Annotated in this window: 19 protein-coding genes, 1 tRNA gene and 5 pseudogenes; 3 read left to right on the top strand and 22 right to left on the bottom strand. The window is 67.7% G+C overall.

Translation table 11 applies throughout. From position 1 onward, the window contains the following. Window positions 1-20: 20 nt before the first annotated feature. The 10 genes and pseudogenes from rpoB to tuf all read right to left on the bottom strand — a co-directional run bounded on the left by rpoB (window position 21) and on the right by tuf (window position 9,279). Window positions 21-4,134 (bottom strand): annotated as a pseudogene (gene rpoB, locus K6K41_RS01450) (DNA-directed RNA polymerase subunit beta). A gap of 305 nt (window positions 4,135-4,439) precedes the next feature. Continuing rightward, window positions 4,440-4,817 (bottom strand): 50S ribosomal protein L7/L12, encoded by a 378-nt coding sequence (gene rplL, locus K6K41_RS01455; protein ID WP_261403636.1) that lies wholly within the window; start codon window positions 4,815-4,817, stop codon window positions 4,440-4,442. 52 nt (window positions 4,818-4,869) lie between these two features. Continuing rightward, window positions 4,870-5,388, bottom strand: a complete 519-nt coding sequence (rplJ, locus tag K6K41_RS01460) for a 50S ribosomal protein L10 (RefSeq protein WP_261403637.1) — start codon at window positions 5,386-5,388, stop codon at window positions 4,870-4,872. Window positions 5,389-5,727: 339 nt separating this feature from the next. Next, window positions 5,728-6,426, bottom strand: a complete 699-nt coding sequence (gene rplA, locus K6K41_RS01465; protein WP_261403638.1) for a 50S ribosomal protein L1 — start codon at window positions 6,424-6,426, stop codon at window positions 5,728-5,730. A gap of 2 nt (window positions 6,427-6,428) precedes the next feature. Further along, window positions 6,429-6,860: a 50S ribosomal protein L11 gene (gene rplK, locus K6K41_RS01470; RefSeq protein ID WP_261403639.1), complete on the bottom strand. Its 432-nt coding sequence runs from the start codon at window positions 6,858-6,860 to the stop codon at window positions 6,429-6,431. A gap of 121 nt (window positions 6,861-6,981) precedes the next feature. Beyond that, on the bottom strand, window positions 6,982-7,194 hold the full coding sequence (gene nusG, locus K6K41_RS01475) for a transcription termination/antitermination protein NusG (protein ID WP_261405881.1): 213 nt from the start codon (window positions 7,192-7,194) through the stop codon (window positions 6,982-6,984). Between the two features lie 60 nt (window positions 7,195-7,254). Further along, window positions 7,255-7,542 (bottom strand): annotated as a pseudogene (locus K6K41_RS01480) (transcription termination/antitermination NusG family protein); the annotation flags it as partial. Continuing rightward, complete coding sequence (gene secE, locus K6K41_RS01485) at window positions 7,539-7,739, bottom strand: preprotein translocase subunit SecE (protein ID WP_261405882.1); 201 nt, start codon at window positions 7,737-7,739, stop codon at window positions 7,539-7,541. The gene secE and the pseudogene K6K41_RS01480, both read right to left, overlap by 4 nt. A gap of 132 nt (window positions 7,740-7,871) precedes the next feature. Beyond that, window positions 7,872-7,948, bottom strand: a tRNA-Trp gene (locus K6K41_RS01490). A 143-nt stretch (window positions 7,949-8,091) separates the two neighbouring features. Then, window positions 8,092-9,279 carry an elongation factor Tu gene (tuf, locus tag K6K41_RS01495; protein WP_261403640.1) on the bottom strand — a complete coding sequence of 396 codons (1,188 nt, stop codon included), beginning with the start codon at window positions 9,277-9,279 and terminating at the stop codon, window positions 8,092-8,094. Between the two features lie 168 nt (window positions 9,280-9,447). On the opposite strand from tuf, the gene K6K41_RS01500 reads away from it, so the two are divergent. Both K6K41_RS01500 and K6K41_RS01505 read left to right on the top strand, forming a co-directional pair. Next, entirely contained in the window at window positions 9,448-9,903 is a 456-nt protein-coding gene (locus tag K6K41_RS01500) for a glycosyltransferase family 87 protein (protein WP_261403641.1), read from the top strand. After that, window positions 9,801-10,856 (top strand): glycosyltransferase family 87 protein, encoded by a 1,056-nt coding sequence (locus K6K41_RS01505; protein WP_261405883.1) that lies wholly within the window; start codon window positions 9,801-9,803, stop codon window positions 10,854-10,856. The genes K6K41_RS01500 and K6K41_RS01505 overlap by 103 nt, the downstream gene beginning before the upstream one ends. Here the strand turns inward: K6K41_RS01505 and K6K41_RS01510 are convergent. The 3 genes from K6K41_RS01510 to K6K41_RS01520 form a co-directional block, all read right to left on the bottom strand. After that, entirely contained in the window at window positions 10,807-11,205 is a 399-nt protein-coding gene (locus K6K41_RS01510; RefSeq protein ID WP_261403642.1) for a helix-turn-helix domain-containing protein, read from the bottom strand. The two genes, K6K41_RS01505 and K6K41_RS01510, sit on opposite strands and share 50 nt — an antisense overlap. Beyond that, window positions 11,202-11,846 (bottom strand): alpha/beta hydrolase, encoded by a 645-nt coding sequence (locus K6K41_RS01515; protein WP_261403643.1) that lies wholly within the window; start codon window positions 11,844-11,846, stop codon window positions 11,202-11,204. The genes K6K41_RS01510 and K6K41_RS01515 overlap by 4 nt, the downstream gene beginning before the upstream one ends. Window positions 11,847-11,917: 71 nt before the next feature. Further along, on the bottom strand, window positions 11,918-12,850 hold the full coding sequence (locus tag K6K41_RS01520; protein ID WP_261403644.1) for a ring-cleaving dioxygenase: 933 nt from the start codon (window positions 12,848-12,850) through the stop codon (window positions 11,918-11,920). A gap of 122 nt (window positions 12,851-12,972) precedes the next feature. On the opposite strand from K6K41_RS01520, the gene K6K41_RS01525 reads away from it, so the two are divergent. Next, on the top strand, window positions 12,973-13,911 hold the full coding sequence (locus tag K6K41_RS01525; RefSeq protein ID WP_261403645.1) for a LysR family transcriptional regulator: 939 nt from the start codon (window positions 12,973-12,975) through the stop codon (window positions 13,909-13,911). A gap of 19 nt (window positions 13,912-13,930) precedes the next feature. Here K6K41_RS01525 and K6K41_RS01530 read toward each other — a convergent pair whose 3' ends face one another. The 9 genes and pseudogenes from K6K41_RS01530 to K6K41_RS01565 all read right to left on the bottom strand — a co-directional run bounded on the left by K6K41_RS01530 (window position 13,931) and on the right by K6K41_RS01565 (window position 22,577). After that, the gene (locus tag K6K41_RS01530; protein ID WP_261403646.1) at window positions 13,931-14,365 is read right to left on the bottom strand and encodes a GlcG/HbpS family heme-binding protein; all 435 of its coding nucleotides are present in this window, start codon (window positions 14,363-14,365) and stop codon (window positions 13,931-13,933) included. Between the two features lie 275 nt (window positions 14,366-14,640). Continuing rightward, window positions 14,641-14,877, bottom strand: a complete 237-nt coding sequence (locus tag K6K41_RS30090; protein WP_428978619.1) for an alginate export family protein — start codon at window positions 14,875-14,877, stop codon at window positions 14,641-14,643. Between the two features lie 38 nt (window positions 14,878-14,915). Further along, a pseudogene (locus K6K41_RS01535) lies at window positions 14,916-15,356 on the bottom strand (alginate export family protein); the annotation flags it as partial. A 439-nt stretch (window positions 15,357-15,795) separates the two neighbouring features. Beyond that, a pseudogene (locus K6K41_RS01540) lies at window positions 15,796-17,370 on the bottom strand (MFS transporter); the annotation flags it as partial. A gap of 207 nt (window positions 17,371-17,577) precedes the next feature. After that, the gene (locus K6K41_RS01545) at window positions 17,578-18,414 is read right to left on the bottom strand and encodes an alpha/beta fold hydrolase (RefSeq protein WP_261403647.1); all 837 of its coding nucleotides are present in this window, start codon (window positions 18,412-18,414) and stop codon (window positions 17,578-17,580) included. A gap of 25 nt (window positions 18,415-18,439) precedes the next feature. Next, window positions 18,440-20,323 carry an amidohydrolase gene (locus K6K41_RS01550; RefSeq protein WP_261405885.1) on the bottom strand — a complete coding sequence of 628 codons (1,884 nt, stop codon included), beginning with the start codon at window positions 20,321-20,323 and terminating at the stop codon, window positions 18,440-18,442. Between the two features lie 98 nt (window positions 20,324-20,421). Beyond that, on the bottom strand, window positions 20,422-20,700 hold the full coding sequence (locus K6K41_RS01555; protein ID WP_315855123.1) for a XapX domain-containing protein: 279 nt from the start codon (window positions 20,698-20,700) through the stop codon (window positions 20,422-20,424). A gap of 22 nt (window positions 20,701-20,722) precedes the next feature. Further along, a pseudogene (locus tag K6K41_RS01560) lies at window positions 20,723-21,375 on the bottom strand (hydrolase). A gap of 275 nt (window positions 21,376-21,650) precedes the next feature. Continuing rightward, window positions 21,651-22,577: a LysR substrate-binding domain-containing protein gene (locus K6K41_RS01565; protein ID WP_261403648.1), complete on the bottom strand. Its 927-nt coding sequence runs from the start codon at window positions 22,575-22,577 to the stop codon at window positions 21,651-21,653. Window positions 22,578-22,673: the final 96 nt, after the last annotated feature.

Raw genomic sequence — 22,673 nt, forward strand, 5'->3', positions numbered from 1 at the left:
ACTCTCTCAGAGAGCCGCCGTCACTCCGCCGCGTCCGCCGGCGGGAGATTCTGCTTCTTGGACGTGTGCAGGTCGACGTTGAGGCCGAGCGACCGCATTTCCTTCACGAGCACGTTGAGCTCTCCGGAATGCCCGCCTCGAAGGCGTCGTCGCCGCGCACGATCGACTCGTAGACCTTGGTGCGGCCCGCGACGTCGTCGGACTTCACCGTCAGCATCTCCTGCAAGGTGTAGGCCGCGCCGTAGGCTTCAAGGGCCCACACTTCCATCTCGCCGAAGCGCTGTCCGCCGAACTGCGCCTTGCCGCCCAGCGGCTGCTGGGTGACGAGCGAGTACGGGCCGATCGAACGCGCGTGGATCTTGTCGTCCACGAGGTGGTGGAGCTTCAGCATGTAGATGTAGCCCACCGTCACCTGACGGTCGAACGGATCGCCGGTGCGCCCGTCCGACAGGGTGACCTGGCCGGACGTGTTGACGCCGGCGAGCTCGAGCATGCGCTCGATGTCCGCCTCCTTGGCGCCGTCGAACACCGGCGTCGCGATCGGAACGCCGCGCCGAAGCGTTTCGGACATCTCGACGAGCTCGTCGTCCTTCATGCCCTTCACCTCGGCGTTGTCGCCGTAGACGGTGTCGAGCCTGGACTTGAGGTCCGAGATGCCGGCGCCGGCGCGGTAGGCGTCGATCGCCTTACCGATCTGAGCGCCCAGACCCGCGCAGGCCCAACCGAGATGGGTCTCGAGGATCTGCCCGACGTTCATGCGGCTCGGCACGCCGAGCGGGTTCAGCACGATGTCGACATGGGTGCCGTCCTCGAGGAACGGCATGTCCTCGACCGGAACGATGCGCGAAACCACGCCCTTGTTGCCGTGCCGGCCGGCCATCTTGTCGCCCGGCTGGATCTTGCGCTTCACGGCGATGAAGACCTTGACCATCTTCATCACGCCGGGCGGAAGCTCGTCGCCGCGCTGCAGCTTCTCGACCTTGTCGAGGAACCGCTGCTCGAGACGCTTCTTCTGCTCGTCGTACTGGGCGCGCATGCCCTCGAGGTCGGACATCATCTTGTCGTCCGACACCGCGATCTGCCACCACTGCGAACGCGGCGCCTCGCCCAGCATCTCGCGGGTGATGGCCTCGTCCTTCCTGATCGCCTTCGGGCCGCCGACCGCGGTCTTGCCGACCAGCATCTCGCCGAGACGCGCATAGGTGTTGCGGTCGAGGATCGCGAGCTCGTCGTCGCGGTCCTTGGCGAGCCGCTCGATCTCCTCGCGCTCGATCGCCTGGGCGCGCTCGTCCTTGTCGATGCCGTGCCGGTTGAACACGCGCACTTCGACGATGGTGCCGGTGACGCCGGGCGGCACGCGCAGCGAGGTGTCGCGCACGTCGGACGCCTTCTCGCCGAAGATCGCGCGGAGGAGCTTCTCCTCCGGCGTCATCGGGCTCTCGCCCTTCGGCGTGATCTTGCCGACGAGGATGTCGCCCGCTGCCACTTCAGCGCCGATGTAGACGATGCCGGCTTCGTCGAGATTCTTCAGCGCCTCTTCCGAAACGTTCGGAATGTCGCGCGTGATCTCCTCCGGCCCGAGCTTGGTGTCGCGGGCCATCACCTCGAACTCCTCGATGTGGATCGAGGTGAAGACGTCGTCGGAGACGATCTTCTCGCTGAGGAGGATGGAGTCCTCGAAGTTGTAGCCGTTCCACGGCATGAAGGCGACAAGCACGTTGCGGCCGAGCGCGAGCTCGCCGAGCTCGGTCGATGGGCCGTCGGCGATGATCTCGCCCTTCTTCACGATGTCGCCGACGCGGACCAGCGGCTTCTGCGTGATGCAGGTCGACTGGTTGGAGCGCTGGAACTTCATGAGACGGTAGATGTCGACGCCGGGCTTGGAGGCGTCGGGCTCTTCCGTCGCGCGGATGACGATGCGGGTCGCGTCGACTTGGTCGATCACGCCGGCGCGGCGGGCCGCGATCGCGGCGCCCGAGTCACGAGCGACCACCGCCTCCATGCCGGTGCCCACGAAGGGCGCGTCGGCGCGAACGAGCGGCACCGCCTGGCGCTGCATGTTCGAGCCCATGAGCGCGCGGTTGGCGTCGTCGTTCTCGAGGAACGGGATGAGCGCGGCCGCGACCGAGACGAGCTGCTTCGGCGACACGTCCATGTAGTCGACGCGCTCGATCGGCGCGAAGACGACCTCGCCCATGTGGCGGCAGACGATCAGGTCCTCGGTGAACTTGCCCTCGGCCGTGATCACGGCGTTCGCCTGCGCGACGTGGTGCTTCGATTCCTCGACGGCCGAGAGGTAGTGCACCTCGTCGGTCACCGCGCCGTCGCGCACCTTGCGGTACGGGCTCTCGATGAAGCCGTACTTGTTCACGCGCGCGAACGTCGCGAGCGAGTTGATCAGGCCGATGTTCGGGCCTTCCGGCGTCTCGATCGGGCAGATGCGGCCGTAATGGGTCGGATGCACGTCGCGGACTTCGAAGCCCGCGCGCTCGCGAGTGAGACCGCCCGGTCCAAGCGCCGAGAGACGACGCTTGTGCGTGATCTCGGAGAGCGGGTTGGTCTGGTCCATGAACTGCGAGAGCTGCGAGGAGCCGAAGAACTCGCGCACGGCCGCGGCCGCAGGCTTCGCGTTGATCAGGTCCTGCGGCATGACGGTGTCGATCTCGACCGACGACATGCGCTCCTTGATGGCGCGCTCCATGCGGAGCAGGCCGACGCGGTACTGGTTCTCCATGAGCTCGCCGACCGACCGGACGCGGCGGTTGCCGAGATGGTCGATGTCGTCGATCTCGCCCTTGCCGTCGCGCAGGTCCACGAGCGTCTTCACGACCGCCAGGATGTCGTCCTTGCGGAGCGTGCGATGGGTGTCGGGCGCGTCGAGGTCGAGGCGCATGTTCATCTTCACGCGGCCGACGGCCGAGAGGTCGTAGCGCTCGCTGTCGAAGAACAGCGACTGGAACATCGCCTCGGCGGTGTCGAGGGTCGGCGGCTCGCCCGGACGCATCACGCGATAGATGTCGAACAGCGCTTCCTCGCGGGTCGCGTTCTTGTCGACGTTCAGCGTGTTGCGGATGTAGCCGCCGGTGTTGACGTGGTCGATGTCGAGCAGGTCGATCTCGTCCAGCCCGACCTCCTGAAGGAGCTCGAGCATCTTGGCCGTGATCTCCTCGCCGGCCTCGGCCCAGATCTCGCCCGTCTCGGGATTGACGAGATCCTCGGCGACGTACTGGCCGATCATCTCCTCGTTGGAGACCTTGAGGAACTTCACGCCCTTCTCGCCGATGAGGCGGGCCTGGCGGGGGTCAGCTTCTTGCCGGCCTCGAGGACGACCTCGCCGCTTTCGGCGTCGATCAGGTCCTGGGTGGCGTTGAAGCCCTTCATGCGATTGCCGTCGAACGGCATGCGCCAGCCGTCGCCGTCACGCTGGTGCGGGACCTTGTTGTAGAAGGTGTCGAGGATCTCCTCGCCGTCCATGCCGAGCGCGAACAGCAGCGACGTCACCGGGATCTTGCGGCGACGGTCGATGCGGGCGTGCACGATGTCCTTGGCGTCGAACTCGATGTCGAGCCAGGAGCCGCGATACGGGATGATGCGCGCGGCGAACAGCAGCTTGCCCGACGAGTGGGTCTTGCCCTTGTCGTGGTCGAAGAACACGCCCGGCGAACGGTGCATCTGGCTGACGATGACGCGCTCGGTGCCGTTGACGATGAAGGTGCCGTTCGACGTCATGAGCGGCATGTCGCCCATGTAGACGTCCTGCTCCTTGATGTCCTTGACGGACTTGGCGCCGGTCTCCTCGTCGACGTCGAACACGATGAGGCGCAGCGTCACCTTGAGCGGGGCCGCGAAGGTCATGCCGCGCTGGCGACACTCGTCGACGTCGTATTTCGGCTGCTCGAACTCGTAGTTCACGAACTCGAGCATCGAGGTGTTGGAGAAGTCGGAAATCGGGAACACCGACTTGAACACCGTCTGCAGGCCTTCGTCCGGCCGCGTCGCCGCGCCCTCGTCGAACAGAAGGAACTGGTCGTAGGACGCCTTCTGAACCTCGATGAGGTTCGGCATTTCCGTCACTTCACGGATCTTGCCGAAGAACTTGCGGACACGCTTGCGGCCGGTGATCTGCTGAGCCATCGTCTTCCTCATCTCGCGCCGTGCACGCCTGATCCAAAAACCGTCCGGCCGAAAATTCGGCCCAGGGCCCTTGGATCAGGCGCGGCGGACTCCATCTCGCGACGGACCCGCTTTCAGAAACGCCCCGCCGGGTCTCCAGAACCACGAAGGTCTCCGGGAACCGGAAGGCGCTGAAAGCCGCGCAGGACTCGACGTCTGCGACGTCGCCCCACGCGGCTTCAATCAAAGTCCCGCGGGGACCGGCGAACCGGCGACCCCCGCGGGGTATTTCCGTCGCGGACCGCGAAACGCGATCCGCGCCGAACTCACTTGAGCTCGACCTTGGCGCCAGCCTTCTCGAGCTGGGCCTTGAGCTTCTCGGCCTCGTCCTTGGAGACGCCTTCCTTGACGGGCTTCGGCGCGCCTTCGACCAGGTCCTTGGCTTCCTTGAGGCCGAGGCCGGTGATCGCGCGGACCTCCTTGATGACCTCGATCTTCTTCTCGCCGGCGGCCGCGAGCACGACGGTGAACTCCGTCTGCTCTTCGGCGGCCGGGGCCGCGGCGCCGCCGCCGGCCGGACCAGCGACCGCAACCGCCGCAGCGGCCGAGACGCCCCACTTCTCTTCGAGGAGCTTGGCGAGCTCCGCAGCTTCGAGAACCGTCAGATTCGACAGCTCGTCGACGATCTTCGTCAGATCAGTCATTGTTTCACGTCCTTAGAGGGTTCGAACCAGTTTTGAACTTTGGAAGAGCGGCTCACGCCGCCTCGTCTCGCTTGGCGTATGCCCCGAAAACGCGCGCAAGCTTGGCGGCCGGCGCGGTCGAGAGCTGCGCGAGCTTGGTCGCCGGGGCCTGGATAAGGCCGACGAGCTTGGCGCGCAGTTCGTCCAGGGACGGCAGCGTGGCAAGAGCCTTCACGCCGTCCGGGTTCAGGGAGGTCGCGCCCATGGCGCCGCCCAGGATCACGAACTTGTCGTGCCCCTTGGCGAACTCCACTGCGACCTTGGGCGCCACCACCGGATCATCGCTGTAAGCGAGGATCGTCGGGCCCTGCAGGAGGGACCCGATATGGGCGACGTCCGTGCCATCGAGAGCGATCTTGGCGAGCCGGTTCTTCGCGACCTTCACGCTCGCGCCAGCCTCGCGCATCTGCCGACGAAGCGTCTGCAGCTGGGCGACGGTCAGGCCCGAGTAGTGAGCGACGACGATGGCCCCGGAGTTCGAAAACACCGAGTTCAGCGTCGCGACCATGTCACGCTTTTCCGCGCGGTCCACGTGCTCTCTCCGGTAGACGGTCCAGTCCTCATGGACGGAACCGCCGGGTTGCTACGGCCGTTGCTCGTCGGGCGGACGCCCTCGTGGCCAACGGCGGCTTCAAGCCTGTCCGCGCGCCTCGCCTCGAAAGGTTCGGCCGCGTTGGTTCGAACCGGACGTAAGGGCCGCTCTCGCGGGCCATGAAATCCGGTCGTCCCGTCTCGGCAGGTCCCGGTGCTCCGGGCTTAAGCGGTCTCCCCGTGGAGGCGCGCCTGCTTTCTCGGACAGGTCGGACAGAGCGGCGAACCGCCCTGCCCTTCATTCGCGCCGGATCAGAGACCCGGCGCGAAATTCTTCAAATCAGGCGCCCAACACCGTCGACGGATCGACGTGCACGCCCGGGCCCATGGTCGACGAGACCGCGATGCGCTGGACATACTGGCCCTTCGCGCCGGTCGGCTTGGCCTTCACCACGGCGTCGGTGAACGCCTTGATGTTCTCGGCGAGCTTCTGCGCGTCGAACGACGCCTTGCCGACGCCGCCATGGATGATGCCGGCCTTCTCGACGCGGAACTCCACTGCGCCGCCCTTGGCGGCCTTGACCGCGCCAGCGACGTCCATCGTCACGGTGCCGACCTTCGGGTTCGGCATCAGGCCGCGCGGGCCGAGCACTTTGCCGAGACGGCCGACGAGCGGCATCAGGTCCGGGGTCGCGATGCAGCGATCGAACTCGATCTTGCCGCCCTGGACGATCTCGAGCAGGTCCTCGGCGCCGACGACGTCGGCCCCGGCGGCCTTGGCCTCGTCGGCCTTCGGGCCGCGGGCGAACACGCCGACGCGAACCGTGCGGCCCGAACCGTTCGGCAGATTGCAGACGCCGCGGACCATCTGGTCGGCGTGGCGCGGGTCGACGCCGAGATTGATCGCGACCTCGATGGTCTCGTCGAACTTCGCCTTGGCGCGGTCCTTCACGAGAGCCAGGGCCTCGTCGAGAGCATAGAGCTTCTCGCGGTCGACGCCTTCACGAGCGGCGGAGTAGCGCTTACCGATCTTCGCCATGGTCAGCCCTCCACCGCCAAGCCCATCGAACGGGCGGAGCCCGCAAGCATCGCCACGGCGGCCTCGACCGTGTGGCAGTTCATGTCGGCCATCTTCTTCTCCGCGATGTCGCGGAGCTGGGCCTGGGTGACCTTGCCGACGGGAGCCGCCTTGCCGGTCGTCTTGGAGCCCGACTTGATGCCGGCGGCCTGCTTGAGGAAGTAGCTCACAGGCGGCGACTTCATCAGGAACGTGAAGGAGCGGTCCGCATAGGCGGTGATGACGACGGGGATCGGCATCCCCTTCTCCATCTGACCGGTGGCGGCGTTGAACGCCTTGCAGAACTCCATGATGTTCAGGCCGCGCTGACCGAGCGCCGGACCGATCGGCGGCGACGGGTTCGCGGAGCCCGCGGGCACCTGCAGCTTGATGTAACCTACGACTTTCTTCGCCATGTCCTCAGTTCTCCTCTGACGCCACGGGGATCACGCCCCTCGCGTCGTTGAGCCGTGGTGCGAAGCCGGACGGCCGGCGGCGAAAACGCCGGCGCCCCCTCTCCCACAGCCGGGTTTCGGGTCAGACCTTTTCGACCTGCCCGTATTCGAGATCGACGGTCGTCGCGCGACCGAAGATCGAGACGTCGATCTTGAGGCGCGCGCGGGCCTCGTCGACGTCCTGCACCACGCCCGAGAAGGACGCGAACGGCCCGTCGGAGACGCGCACCTGCTCGCCCACCTCGAACGAAACGGAAGGCTTCGGACGCTCGATGCCTTCCTGCACCTGCTGCATGATCCGCAGAGCCTCGCGCTCCGAGATCGGCGACGGCTTGTTGTCCGCGCCCAGGAACCCCGTGACCTTCGGGGTGTTGCGGATCAGGTGATAGGCCTGGTCCGTCAGGGTCCATCTTCACCAGCACGTAGCCGGGAAAAAACTTGCGCTCCGCATCGACCTTGCGGCCGCGGCGCACCTCGACGACCTTTCGGTCGGCACGAGAATTTCCTCGAAGAGATCGCCGAGGCCGGTCTGCTCGGCCTTCTCGCGGATCGATTCCGCGACCTTCTTCTCGAAGTTCGAATAAGCGTGGACGATGTACCAGCGCTTCGGCCGGCCGCCCGCGCGGGCTTCGACGGCGCTCATCGGCCAATTCCCAACAGCAGGGTGACGCCGTAGCGGATGATCATGTCGACGAAGAAGAAGAACACCGCCGCGACGAAGGCGAAGATCACCACCATCAGCGTCGTGATGCCCGTCTCCTTGCGGGTCGGCCACACCACTTTCGCGGTCTCGGCTCCAACCTGCTGGAGGAATTCGAGCGGGGAAGTCTTCGCCATCAGATGTCCAAAACGTCCAAAAGGGCGCGCTCCCGAAACGGGCCCGCACCCCGAAAACCAAAAGAATTCAACGACCTTGCGGTCGCACTCAAACCCCGAACTAAATTCCGCCCCGCCACGCCGTCCGCCCGGGCGTGGCAGGAGTGGAGGGACTCGAACCCCCAACCCCCGGTTTTGGAGACCGGTGCTCTGACCAGTTGAGCTACACTCCTAAAGACGCTGGGGGTTTTGAGCGGGTGGCTCATATGGCACGCCGACTCGCTTGGCGCAACACCCAACGCGGCAGTTTCGAGACGGACTGAACGTCCGTCACGGCGCCGCGCCCGGAGGGAGCCTCCGGGCGCGGCGGCCGACATCACTCGATGATGGTGGCGACGACGCCGGCGCCGACGGTTCGGCCGCCTTCGCGGGCGAAGCGCAGCTTCTCCTCCATCGCGATCGGAACGATCAGCTCGACCGTCATCGCGATGTTGTCGCCCGGCATCACCATCTCGGTGCCCTCGGGAAGGTGCACCACGCCCGTCACGTCCGTCGTGCGGAAGTAGAACTGCGGGCGGTAGTTCGTGAAGAACGGCGTGTGACGGCCGCCCTCCTCCTTGGTGAGGATGTACGCCTCAGCCTTGAATTTCGTGTGCGGCTTCACCGAACCCGGCTTGCACAGAACCTGGCCGCGCTCGACGTCCTCGCGCTTGGTGCCGCGCAGAAGAGCGCCGATGTTGTCGCCGGCCTGCCCCTGGTCGAGCAGCTTGCGGAACATCTCGACGCCCGTGACGGTGGTCTTCACCGTCGGGCGAATGCCGACGATCTCGACTTCCTCGCCGACCTTCACGATGCCGCGCTCGACGCGGCCGGTCACCACCGTGCCGCGGCCCGAGATCGAGAACACGTCTTCGACCGGCATCAGGAACGGCTGGTCGATCGGACGCTCCGGCTGCGGGATGTAGGCGTCGACCTGGGTCATCAGCTCAAGAATGGCGTCATGGCCGAGCTTGGCGTCGCCGTTCTCGAGCGCCACAAGCGCAGAACCCTTCACGATCGGAATGTCGTCGCCCGGGAAGTCGTACTTCGACAGAAGCTCGCGAACCTCGAGCTCGACGAGCTCGAGAAGCTCCTCGTCGTCGACCATGTCGCACTTGTTCAGGAACACCACCAGCGCCGGAACGCCGACCTGACGGGCGAGCAGGATGTGCTCGCGGGTCTGCGGCATCGGGCCGTCGGCGGCCGAAACCACCAGGATCGCGCCGTCCATCTGCGCCGCGCCCGTGATCATGTTCTTCACATAGTCGGCGTGGCCGGGGCAGTCGACGTGGGCGTAGTGGCGCCCGCTCGTCTCGTACTCCACATGCGCGGTCGAGATCGTGATGCCGCGCGCCTTCTCCTCCGGCGCCTTGTCGATCTGGTCATACGCCGTGAACGTCGCCCCGCCAGTCTCCGCAAGCACCTTCGTGATCGCAGCCGTCAAAGACGTCTTGCCATGGTCAACGTGACCAATCGTTCCGATGTTGCAGTGCGGCTTCGTCCGCGAAAACTTTTCCTTGGCCATCGACTGAGTTCCTGCGTCGCGATCTCTGTTCGGCTTTAAAGCGCCGCTCCTCTAGGCGGGTTCTGGCCGGGAGACAAGCCCGAAAGCGCCGCGGCCTGTTTCGGGAACCTCTCCTTAAGCGAAAAGACGCCACCATCGCGGACCCGGAACGCCCTCTGTCGCCGCCTCATGACCGCCACTTCCGCGCCCGCCCCGGACGACCGCGCGCTCGCGATCCGAGCCGCGTTCGCCTTTTTCGCGCTCTATGCGGTTTTCTTTTCGACAGGGCCGCTCTTCGGACAATGGCTGCTCGACGCGGAAGGACGGCCGCTGCAGGCCGACTTCGTAAACGTCTGGGCCGCCGGACGGATGGCGATCGAGGGCCGGGCCGCGGACGTCTACGACTGGGCGGCGCACCGCGCCTATGAGGTTCTCGCCGTCGGCCACGACTTCGAGGGCTATTTCGGCTGGCACTACCCTCCGATGTTCCTGCTGGTGGCCGCGCCGCTGTCGCTGCTGCCCTACGTCGCCTCGCAGCTCGTCTGGACGGCCGTGACGCTGCCGATCTACGCGGCCGCGATCCGCCTGATCTGCAGGCGCTGGGACGCCGTGCTGATCGCCCTCGCCTTCCCGCCGTCGCGATGAACGTCGCCTTCGGCCAGAACGGATTTTTGACCGCAGGGCTTCTGGGCGCAGGCCTGGCGCTGCTCGACCGGCGGCCGGTCGCCGCAGGGATCCTGATCGGGCTTCTCACCTACAAGCCGCAGTTCGGAGCGCTGATCCCGATCGCGCTGCTCGCCTGTGGACACTGGCGCGCCATCGCCTCCGCCGCCGCCACCGCGCTCGCCGCGGCGGGCGCCGCGACGCTCGCGTTCGGGGCCGAGGTCTGGCCGGCCTTCCTCGCCTCGACAAAGCTCACCAACCACGCCGTTCTGGAGATGGGCTGGGCGAACTTCGCCGAGCTCGTCAGCCCGTTCGGCGTCTCCCGCTGGCTCGGCCTCGGCTATTGGTCAGCCTGGATGGTGCAAGGCGCCGTCATGGCGACACTCGCGGCGCTCGTCTGGTCGGCCTGGCGGCGGCCGGGCGCCGACGGCCCCAAGCGCGCCTTGCTCGCGGCGGGCTGCGTGGCGGCCTCGCCCTACGCCTATGTCTACGACCTGACGACGCTCGGCGTCGCGCTGGCGTTTCTCCTGAAGGACGGCTGCGCCCCCGCCGAGCGGCGCGCGGTCGCGCTCGTGTGCCTGCTGATCATCGCGGAGCCGCTTTCGGGAACGCCCTCAGCGTCCTCGCCGCGCCGATCGTCGCCGCGCTGGCGATCAGGAGGATCTGGCCGGGCCTGGCGCGCTGGCACGCGGTGGCGGCGGCCTGAACGGCCAGTCGCCGCAATCAGATCTGTCACGCGCCCACTCCGAGCGGTCGCCCCTCGGGAGCGAGACCGGAGTCAGCCTCCCCCCTCTCCCGCGACGCCGGCTGCGACGTTTCGCTCGACATCCGCCCGCGATACGGGCGGCCAGCCCTTCTTCGCGCGGCGCGGTCGAACGCGCCGCTTTACGAGGCGACGACCGGGACCGGCGGTCGGGTTCTCAGCGTTCTCCTGAGAGCCGCAGGGCTCACGCCGACTTCGGCGGAGAAGACCCGAGTCAGATGGCTCTGGTCCGAGAAGCCGCACTGGGCCGCAATGTCGGCGATGGTCGCGTCCGAGTTCAGGAGCGCGGCCTGGGCCGCCTTGATGCGAAGCAGGCGCGACCAGCGATACGGAGTTTCGCCGACCGACATGCGAAACGCTCGGATGAAGTGCCCCCGGGAGAGGCCGCACAGCGTCGCGACCTCCGCGACGGAGCGTTTGGGCGCTCCGCTGACGCCCAGCTCTTGGAAGGCGATCCGGCGTTGCTCGGGGGTGAGCCCGCCGCGACGCCGGAAGTCGCACGAGGTCGGCCGCCGCGTCATGACGCGACGGCTTCGGCGGAACGCGTGGCCAAGCGTTCGTACCAGTCGGCCGCCAGTTCGACGTCGACCTTTGTGAGGCCGTGTCCGGTCGGCAGGATGCGGTGCTCGACCTGGCCGCCGGCCTCGCCAAGCACCTTCGCGAGCTGCGAGGCGTTCGTCGCGGGGACGATCGGGTCCCGATCGCCGGAGACCAGCAAGGCCGGCGTCGGGACGCTTCCCCCAACGGGGCCGTCGAGCGGGACCATGCCTCGAAGCAGGATCGCGCCGGAGAGCGCGCCGGGATGCAGCAGGCGGACGGCGGCCGCGATGTTCGCGCCGTTGGAGAAGCCGAGCGCGACCGGAGCGCCGATTCCATAGGAGGCCCTCGCCTCCCCGACGAAGCGGGCGAGGTCGCCCGCCCGGCGGCGGACGTCGTCCTCGTCGAACACGCCCTCGGCGAGCCGCCGGAAGAAGCGCGGCATGCCGTTTTCGAGAACCTGGCCGCGAGGAGACAACAGCGCCGCGCCGGGCGCGACCGCGGCCCCGAGGCCGATCAGGTCGGTCTCGTCGCCGCCCGTGCCGTGAAGGAGAAGCACGGGGGGCAGGCCCGCGACGGTCGCAGGGCGAAACACATGGACGAACGAAAGCTCACGCGCGCTCATGGCGACGCTCCATCGTGTCTTGAGTGAGAGGAAGGAAGGCTCCGCGCCCCAGATGAGCGCGGAGCTTCAAGTCAGGCGAGTTCGGGCAGCCGCTCTTCGATCCGCGGGCGCAGGGCCTCGAGGAACGGGGGCAGCTTCAGAGCCTCGCCCAGATGCTCCGCGGGCTCGTCGAAGGCGAAGCCGGGCTCGTCGGTGGCGATCTCGAACAGCACCCCGCCGGGCTCGCGGAAGTAGACGGACCGGAAGTAGTTGCGGTCCTTCTGCTCCGTGACGGCGAGGCCATGCTCGCTGACGAGCTTGCGCGCCATCGCGGCTTGCGCGGCGTCGTCGGCCGCGCGGAAAGCGATGTGGTGCACGCTGCCGCCGCCGGGACGACCGCCGAGGAAGCCGCCGACCTCGCGGAGGTCGACGAAGCGGCCGTACCCCTCGCCGCCAGCGTCGTAGCGGACGACGTTGTCCTCGCGCGCCACCTCGCGGTGACCAAACACGTTGGTCAGAACCGCGGCGGTCGCCTCCGCCTTGTCGAGCAGGAGCGTGACGCCGTGGAAGCCGCGGATAGCGTGCTCGGCCGGGACCGAGCCGCCCTCCCAGGCCTCTTCAGCCTCGACGCCGTCCACGCCGACGAGCGCGAGCGAGAGCCCGTCCGGATCCTTGAACGCCAGCACCGTCTCGCCGAAGCGGATGACCGGGTTGTCGTGGGGGACCGCGGCTTCGACGAAGCGCTGCGTCCACCAGCCGATCGAGCCGCGGGGCACGCGGAACGAGGTCTGCGAGGTCTCGCCGACGCCGATCCGGCCGGGGGCGACATGGTCCCACGGGAAGAAGGTCAGCACGGATCCCGGGCGGCCCGCGGCGTCGCCGTAGTAGAGATGGTAGGTGCCGGGATCGTCGAAGTTCACGGTCTTCTTGACCAGGCGGAGCCCGAGAACCCCGGTGTAGAAGCCGACGTTCCGGCGGGCCGGTCCGCTGATCGCGGTGACGTGGTGAAGGGCTGCGCCGCTCATGGCGAGAACTCCGTTCGTTGGGGCGTCGCTCTGGGGACGCCGATTTCGCTTGAACGAAAGTACGCGCTGAGCTGAGATATTAAACGGAAACAATCGAAAATCACTGTTTCGGAAATTGACCAATGGCGACGCTTCCCGACTTCGAGGCCTGGGCGATCTTCGCCCGCGTCGCGGCCCGTGGTTCGTTCGGCCGGGCGGCCGAGGACCTCAACCTCTCCAAGGCCACGGTCTCTAAGGCCGTCGCCAGGCTGGAGGCGCGCATCGGGACGCCGCTGTTCCACCGCACCACGCGGCGGCTTTCGCTGACCGAGGCCGGGCGAGCCGCTGTGCCGAACGCCGAGCGAATCCTTGGCGCGGGCGAGGAGGCGGAGACGCAAGCGCTCGCCCAGTCCGCCTCGCCGCGGGGCGTCGTGCGGCTCGCGACCCCGATGTCGTTCGGCCTCGCCCATGTCGCGCCGCTGCTGCCGGAGTTCTTCGCCGCCTATCCGGACGTGGCCGTCGACATGGAGCTCAGCGACCACACCGTCGACCTCATCGATGGCGGCTTCGACCTTGCGCTGCGGATCGCGAGCTTGTCGGACTCGCGTCTCAAGGTGCGGAGGCTCTGTCGGGTGAAGCGCGTTCTGGTCGGAACGCCTGGCTACTTCGAGCGGGCCGGCCGACCGTCTCATCCGCGCGACCTCGCGGGCCACGCATGCCTCGGCTACTCCTACCTGGCCTCGCGCGACCGCTGGCGGTTCCTGCGCGAGGACGGCGAGGAGGCCACCGCCACGCCGTCCGGACCCATGCGCGCCAACAACGCCGACGCGCTGACGCCGAGCCTGATGGCGGGGCTCGGCCTCGCGGTGCAGCCCGAGTTTATCGTCTGGCAGGACATTGCGGCGGGGCGGCTGGAGGCGGTGATGTGCGACTGGAGCCCGCCGCCGATCGCGCTCAACGTGGTGACCCCGCCCGGGTCGCTGCGCCCGCCACGGGTGACGGCGCTGATCGAGTTCCTCGTGCGGCGGCTCGCGAAGGCGCCGTGGGCGACGCCGGAGCCGAGCGAGGCGGCTGCGAAATAGCCGCCTCGCTCGGCTTTGATCAGGTGCGCCAGGGATGGGCGGGCAGTTCCCACGTGCCGAGCGCCTGCGCGCCCGCGGTCGCGACGGCATGGTCGTTCTCGACCGAAGAGCCGCTGACCCCGATCGCCCCGATCATGACGCCGTCCTTGTCGACGATCGGCAGACCTCCGGGGAAGGTGATCAGACCCTGGTTGGAATGCTCGATGCCGTAGAGCGGCTTGCCCGGCTGCGAGAGCTTGCCGATCTCCCCGGTCGGCATGCCGAAGAAGACGGCGGTCTTGGCCTTCTTGATCGCGATGTCGATCGATCCGACCCAGGCGTCGTCCATGCGATGGAACGCCTTCAGGTCCGCGCCGGAATCGACGATCGCGATACACATGAAAGTGTCGATCTCGCGGGCCTTGCGGATGGCTTCTTCGATCGCCTTCGCCGCGTTTTCGATCGTGATGTGCATCGCTTTTTCCTTGGTTTCAGTAACGAAACTGAATCTCTCCGCCCACGAAGTGGACGGTCTTGCCGGACCCGGTCTCGCTCAGGAAGGGCCGGGTTCGAAGAGGGCGTAAGACGTCTCGAGCGTGACGTTTGTCGTCGCCTCCCACCCGAGAACGACCTCGCCCTGCGTCCCCACATAGCGCGCGCGGCTGCCTGCGGAGGGTCGGATGAGGTTTCCGGGATTGCCGTAGACGCCGTCGTCGAGCGACTGCCGCCAGTAGAAGACGGCCGCGCCAGTCAGCGACCAACCAGACCCAGCGACACCCCGATGACCGGATGCAGGTTCACGAGGTTGGCCGGGCCGATCAGTCCGATCTCGCCAAAGTATTTGCCCTTGGGGAACAGCGCGTTGAACGTGCCGAGGCGGCCGCCCGGCCCGCGGTCGCCGCTGATGACGTTGGCCTTGAGTTCGACGAACGGCCGAAGGGGGACCGCGGAAAAGGTGTAGCGCGTGTGTCTGTCGCCACCGACCAGGCCAGGATCCTCTCACCGCCGAAGGTCCCGAGCTGCAGCATCGCCTCGTGGTTCCAGCTCCAGTCGCCGAGCGCGCCGAAGAACCGCGTCCCCAGCGTATGGCGGCGCTCATCGGCGACGCCGCTGTCGAAGCGCGCATCGTCACGCTCATAGCCGATCCAGTAGAGGTCGAGGCCCGACTTGGGGCCGATCTCCGGCAAGGCGCGGGTCGCGTAGAGGCCGAAAGTCTTGCGGCTCCGGTCCGAGCGATCGTCGAAGTTCCCAAGCTCGTTGGCGACCGGACGGTAGGCGAAGGCGTCCACGGTCCAGTCGCCGACCGAGAGCCGCGCCCGCGCGCCGTCGAAGGAGAGCGGCACGTTCGGCCCGAAGCGCAGGCCGATGAGGCGCTCGGAACCATAGGCGACCATCTGCCGGCCTCCGCGGATGGAGAGTTCGCCGGAACCAAGCGGCGCGCTCGCTTCCGCAAAACCCTGCAGCAGTTTCGACCCCCGTCTCGTCGACCGGCCCCTCGGTCAGCGCGCTGCGGTCCGCCCATGCGCCAAGCATCTGGCCGAAGACGCGCAGGGTCGGCCCGAGACGCAGGTCCGCATACGGCATAATCCGCGACCAGCCGTAGATCTCGTCAGGCTTGGCGCTGTCGAAATTGTCGGAGTAGCGCTCGAACCTGAAGCGCAGGTCCGTCCCGAGCGTCAGGCGGCTTTCGCCGGCGGCGTCCAGCGGCACGAACTTGAACCGCTCCCAAGCCGCCCCCGTGCGGTTGGCGGGATCGGCGAGCACGCTCCAGTCCTCGTCGGCGCGGTTGTTGGAGAAGGATGGCGGCTCCGCAGTCGCCGGGCTCATGGCCGCCACGGAGATCGAGGCCGCGGCGGCCGCTTGGATTGCGCGGAGCATCCGGCAGTCGCGCGCGGCCGGTTTCAGGTCGAGCCCGAGCAGGTGGCGCACGACCGGAGCTTCGGGCCCGACATGGAAGCGGCGGGTCGCCTGCTGCAGGTCGGCGTCGGCGTGAGAGACGCGCTTGTGCTGACGCAGGTGCTCGGCCCAGCTCTCGACCATGAACCACTCGACGATCTTCTCGGGGTCCTCGGCGTCCTCGGTCACGCCGCAAGCGAAGGCGCCGTCGCGGCGCCGCTCGTCGGCGCCTGGCCATGGCCTCGAGAAACCCGACCCGGTCGTCCCGGCGCACGCGGTACTCGATCTGGATCATCACCGGCCCGCGGTCGTGCTCCACGGGCGCGGCGGTCAGGGGCTCCGGCCAGTGGTTCGAGGGCGTGAGGTCGGTCTCGCCCTTCGGCAGAGCCCGGCGGCGCAGCAGGAGCCCCGCGGCCGCGAGGCACGCGGCCGCGACGAGCAGCGTCGGCGCGACGCCGAGATGGTGGGCGACCAGCCCCCACAGGAGGCTGCCGCCCGTCATCGCGCCGTTGAAAACCGTAAGGTAGACGGCGAGCCGCGGCCGCGCACCCAGTTGGGCAGGATCGCCTGCGCGGCGCCGTTCAGCGTCGTCAGCGCGACGATCCACGCGAGGCCGAGCAGCAGGAGGGCTGCGAGCGCGACCGGCTTGGGCGGCGCGAAGGACAGGCCGGCCATCACCACGGCGGCGACCAGCGCCGCGAACAGCAGCAGGCCGTCGGTTCCGAGCCGCGCGCGCAGCTTGGGCATCACGAGGGCCCCGAGGATCGCGCCGAGGCCGACCGCGCCGAGCAGCAGGCCGTAGAAGCTCGCGGTCCCGCCGAGCAGTCCGCGGGCGACCAGCGGCAGCAAGGCCCAGACCGCGCTCGCGCAGGCGAAGAACACACCGGCGTGGAACAGCACGCGGTGGAGCTCGCGGCTCGCCTTGGCGTAGCGCAGCCCGGCCCGGAAGGCGCCCGAGAAGCGCTCCGCGAGGACGTCGTCGGCCGCCTTCGGCCGCGGCCACCAGACGAGCGCCGCGATCACCAGCAGGTAGGACGCGACGTCGACGCCATATGTCGTGGCGGCGCCGGCGACGCCGAGCAGGATGCCGCCGGCCGCAGGCCCGATCGAGCGCGCGATGTTGATGCCGAGCGAGTTCAGCGCGACGGCGTCGCGAAGCTCTCCGCGCGGCACGAGCTCGGGCACGATGGACTGCCATGTCGGCCCCATCAGCGCCGCGCCGACGCCGCCGAGAAAGGTCAGCGCGACGAGCGAGGAGACAGTGAGCCCGCCTGAAGCCGCGAGGATGGCGAGGGTCAGGCTGGTGAGCCCGAGCAGCACCTGGATGGCGATGAGCAGTTTTCGGCGATCGAGGATGTCGGAGAGCACGCCTGCGGGGATGGCGAGCAGGAAAATCGGCAGCGTGGCCGCCGCCTGCACCAGCGCGACGGCCGCGGGCGAGGCGGCGAGGTCCGTGACGAGCCATGCGCTCGCGACGTCACGCATGAAGGAGCCGACATTGCCGACCACCGTCGCGCCCCAGAGGACGGCGAACAGAGGGCGGCGCAGCGGCGCGAAGGCGTTCTGGGCGGCGGGCGCGGTCATTCGGGTGCTTTCACGCGGTTTCGACGTCGAGCGCCGGAGCAGTCCCCCTCCCCCTTGTGGGGAGGGGTTAGGGGTGGGGGTGGCTCAGGATCGAGCGCGAAGGCCGACGCAGCTCTACGCCGATCCTGCCAGCCTCTTTCGGAACCACCCCCACCCGTACCCTCCCCGCAAGGGGGAGGGAGGCGGAGGCCTAGCGCCCTCGAATCGTCACCCCTTCACGAACGCCAGCAGGTCGGCGTTGAGCACGTCGGCGTTGACCGTCAGCATGCCGTGGCCGAAGCCCGGATAGGTCTTGAGCTCGCCGTTCTTCAGCAGCGGGGCCGAGAGCTTCGCGCTGTCGTCGATCGGAACGATCTGGTCGTCCTCGCCGTGCAGCACCAGCGTCGGCACGGTGATGGCCTTGAGATCCCCGGTCTGGTCGGTCTCCGAGAAGGCCTTGATCCCGTCATAGTGGGCCTTGGCCCCGCCCATCATGCCCTGCCGCCACCAGTTGTTGATCACGCCCTGGTCGACCTTCGCGCCCGGCCGGTTGTAGCCGTAGAAAGGACCGCTCGGAACGTCGAGGAAGAACTGCGCGCGGTTGGCCGCGAGGCCTGAGCGGAAGCCGTCGAACACCTCGATGGGCAGGCCGCCGGGATTGCTCTCGGTCTTCAGCATCAGCGGCGGAACGGCGCTGACCAGCACCGCCTTGGCGACGCGGCCGTTCGGCTCGCCGTGCTTCGCGACATAGCGGGCGACCTCGCCGCCGCCGGTCGAGTGACCGATGTGGACCGCGTTCCGAAGGTCGAGATGGTCGGCCACCGCCGCGGCGTCGGCCGCGTAGTGGTCCATGTCGTGGCCCTCCGAGCCTTGCGCCGAGCGGCCGTGGCCGCGCCGGTCATGGGCGACGACGCGGTAGCCGTGCTGGAGGAAGAACAGCGCCTGCGCGTCCCAATCGTCCGACGAGAGCGGCCAGCCGTGGTGGAACACGATCGGCTGCGCGTCCTTGGGTCCGAGGTCCTTGTAGAAGATCTCGACGCCGTCCTGCGTGGTGACATAGGCCATGGATTTGTCCTTGGATCGGATGACGTCAGACGGCCCAACAGGCGCAGCCCAGCGCGCCCCAGAAGGCCTTGAGATCGGAGACGGGCAGTTTTCCGGAAGCCGCGCGGGCATGCTCGTGACCGTGCACGCCGCAGGCGTTGGCGCAGCCGCAGGCAACGGCCTGGAGCCGGAGCGCCGAGTCTTTCTTCGCTTCCGCCTTCCATGCCCCGTAGCCGCCATAGGCGCGCACCGGCGACCAGTCGGGCATCGCCGGCGGCACCTCGGTCTCGTCGAGTTTTTCGAAGTCTGCCTTGGCGAACACCACCTCGCCGCCGACGACCGTCAGGTCGGAAGTGATGGACGAGATCTCGTCGGGCGCGCAGGAGAAGAAGTCGCGGTCCGGCACAATGAAGTCGGCGAGCATCCCGGGCGCGATGCGGCCCTTGGCGCCCTCTTCGTTCGAGAACCACGTGACGTTCTCGGTCCACATCCTGAGCGCCGTCTCGCGGTCGAGGCGCGAGCGGGACGGATAGAGCTGAAGGCCGCCGACCGTGCGGCCGGTGACGAGCCACGAAAGCGAAACCCACGGATTGTAGGAGGCGACGCGGGTGGCGTCGGTGCCGGCCGAGACCTTCACGCCCTTGTCGAGCATCCGCGCAAAAGGCGGCGTCTCCTCGGCCGCGCCGGCGCCGTAGCGCTCGACGAAATACTCGCCCTGATAGGCCATGCGGTGCTGCACGGCGACGCCGCCGCCCAGCGCCGCGACCCGGTCGATCGAACGTTCCGAAATCGTCTCGGCGTGGTCGAAGAACCAGTTGAGACCCTTGAGCGGAATCTCGCGGTCGACCTTCTCGAACACGTCGAGCGCGCGCGAGATCGTCTCCTCATAGGTCGCGTGCATGCGCCAGGGCCAGCGGTTCTCTGCCAGCACTCGCACCACCCCCTCGAGGTCATCCTCCATCTCTGGCCCCATGTCGGGCCGAGGCTGACGAAAATCCTCGAAGTCGGCGGCGGAGAAGACCAGCATCTCGCCCGCGCCGTTGTGGCGGAAATAGTCGTCGCCCTGCTTGTACTTCGAGATCTTGGCCCAGTTGATGAAGTCGTCCTTTTCCTCTTTCGGTTTCTGCGTGAAGAGGTTGTAGGCCAACCGCACGGTAAGTTGGCCCTCGTCGGCGAGCTTCTGGATGACCGCATAGTCGTCCGGATAGTTCTGCGACCCGCCGCCGGCGTCGAGCGCGCTGGTGAGGCCGAGCCGATTCAGGTCGCGCATGAAGTGGCGCGTCGAATTCACCTGATAGTCGAAGGGCAGTTTCGGGCCCTTGGAGAGCGTCGCGTAGAGGATGGTGGCGTTGGGCTTGGCGATCAGCAGGCCCGTCGGCTCGCCCTTGGCGTCGCGGGTGATCTCGCCGCCGGGCGGGTTGGGCGTGTTCCGGTCGAAGCCCACCGCTCGCAGAGCCGCGCCGTTCAGCAGCGCGCTGTCATAGAGGTGGAGGATGAACACCGGGGTCTCGGGCGCGACCTGGTTGAGCTCCTCGATCGTCGGCAGGCGCTTCTCAGCGAACTGGTTCTCGGTGAAACCGCCCACGACCCGCACCCATTGCGGCGGCGGGGTGATGGCGACCTGCGCGCGCAGCATGTCCATCGCGTCCTTGAGCGACGGCACGCCGTCCCAGCGCAGCTCCATGTTGAAGTTCAGCCCGCCGCGGATGAGATGCAGATGGTTGTCGATGAGGCCCGGCAGCACGCGCCGGCCCTTGAGGTCGACGATCTTGGTCTCAGGCCCGCGATGCGCCATGACGTCGCTTTCGCGTCCGACCGCGAGGAAGCGCCCGTCCTTGACGGCGAAGGCCTCCGCTTCCGGCGCGCTGCGGTCGAGCGTGGTGACGCGGCCGTTGATGAGGATGAGGTCGGCGGTCGTCGCGTCGGTCATGTCCGTTCCTTCGGCGGGGGCTGCCCGCGATCGCGTGGCGAGGCCTGCGGCGAGCGCGGCCGCGGCCGCGCCGATGGTCGTGTCGCGGCGCGTCGGGCTCATGAGCCGGCTCCTTCGGTCGGGTCGGGTTTCGGTTGGGCGTGCCGTCCGGGCAGCGCGCCGAACAGGTGCGGCGCGCACTTCGCCTCGGCCCAGGCGACCGCAGGGCTCAGGCCCGCCATCAGCTTCTGGCCGACGGGCACGATCTGCTCGCCGACCAGGATGCCGAGCAGGCCGACCAGGGCCACCAGCGGCGGCGCGGGCGAGCGCACATGCAGCAGGCTGTAGACGACGCCGACCAGGAGGCCTGCGCCCGCCGAAAGCAGGTACATCTTCATGGGAGCTCGCCCGGCCGGACCGTCAGTGTCCGCCTTCGGAGGCGCCGAACATGGTCTTGGCGTAGACGATCCCGAGCCCGTAGGCGCCGCCGTACTTTTCGCGACGCCGGTGGTGAAGTCGTAGGTCTCGGTGCGCGCCCAGTCGCGCTGGAGCTCGAGGATGTACTGGAGCGAGGTCATCGGACGCACGCCAGCCTGGATCATCCGGTCCATGGCGCGCTCGTGGGCCTCGTCGGAAACGTCGCCGCAGGCGTCGGCGATCACGTAGGTCTCGAAACCCTGGTCGATCGCGGAGAGCGTCGGGCCGACGATGCAGACGGAGGTCCAGAGGCCCGCGAACACGAGCCGCGTCTTGCCGATCCGGTTGACCTCGTCGATGACGGCGGCGTCCTCCCAGGTGTTCATCGAGGTGCGGTCGATGAGCTTCTGGCCCGGGAAAGCGTCGGTGATCTCGGAGAACATGGGACCCGAGAAGCTCTTCTCGGCGACCGTGGTCAGGATCGTGGGCACGCCGAAGCCCTTGGCCGCATGGCTGATGAGGGCGGCGTTGTTGCGCAGCGTCACGGCGTCGATCGACTTGGTCGCGAAGGACATCTGCGACTGGAAGTCGATGAGCACCAGCGCGTGGTCGGTCGGCGAGATCAGCTTTGAGCCGGGCGTCGGCGTGGCGGTGATGGTCATGTCGTTCCCCTGGATGGACGGCGCGAACGCCGCCGCTGCTTCGCGGGGAACGTGACGGGGACGATCAGCGCCGTCTTGAACGCTTGTCGCGCGTTTTGAACGTTTGAATCATCTCGACCAAGAATTGAGCGACGTCGCCAAGCCGACGGCTCCGATCGCCATCCGATCAGCGCACCAGCGGCGCGATCGTCGGGAACCACGTCCGCCTTCGGAATCTCTAAGTCGTTACGCAGAAAGGAGCCACGTTGAGGCCCGCTTAGACAAGCGGCTCACTCGATTGAAGGAACGAACCTGTCGGCCTGCGCGCGCTGGATCACGCATTCTTGAGCGAGGAAGTCCAAAAGCGCTCGAACCGATGGAAGCAATCCGCGGCGCGAGGGGAAAACAGCGTGGACGATCCCCGGTTTCGGTCTCCAATCCGGCAGTACATGCGCAAGTCGTCCGGCGCGAATATCATCCCAGACGAAGATAGTCGGCAGTTGTACGACGCCGGCGCCCGCCATCGCGGCGTTGCGAAGAACCGACATGTCGTCCGTGACGAGACGCGGCGCATGAGGAATGGTCGCCACCTCGCCATCGGCCCGGTGCAATTCCCAGGCATGCTCGTGATATGGCCGGGCTTGGTCGAGGCTCGGCAGGTTCTGCAAGTCGCTGGGCGAGATCGTTGCGTCGCTGACCAAGGTCCGCGCCGCCACCAGACACTGTCGGCTCTCATCGAGCCACCGCATCACCAGGTCCGTCGACTCCAGCGGCGGAAAGCGCACGCGGATCGCCAGATCCAGCCCTTCCGCGATGACGTCGACGCGGCGGTTCGTACTCTCCAACTGCACCTGGACGGCGGGGTTTCGCATCATGAAGCGCGCGATCAATTCGCCGAACTGGAACGAGAGGAGCCCTGTCGGGCAGCTCATTCGAACGACGCCCCGCGGCTCCGCCCGCACTTCGGCGACAATCTGCTTGGCCGCTTCTGCTTGGACCAGCATCGCAACGCAGCGCTCATGGAACTCGCGGCCGACCTCCGTCACCGAAAAGCGGCGCGACGACCGGTTGAGGAGGCGAACGCCGAGACGCTCCTCAAGCAAGAGAACGCGGCGACTGAGCTTCGATTTTTGAACGCCGAGCGCGCGACCCGCCGATGAAAAACCTCCGTGATCGACGACGGCGGCGAAATATTGAAAGTCGTTCAGATCAAGCATCGTCCTGGAAATAGGACGCTTCGTCACGACGGCCAATCTTTTCCGACGATCGTCGCATCGCCATGTTGTTCTGCGGACGCAAGGGCGTCATGCGGG

This window comes from Chenggangzhangella methanolivorans (genome assembly GCF_019797865.1).
GTDB classification, from domain to species: domain Bacteria; phylum Pseudomonadota; class Alphaproteobacteria; order Rhizobiales; family Methylopilaceae; genus Methylopila; species Methylopila methanolivorans.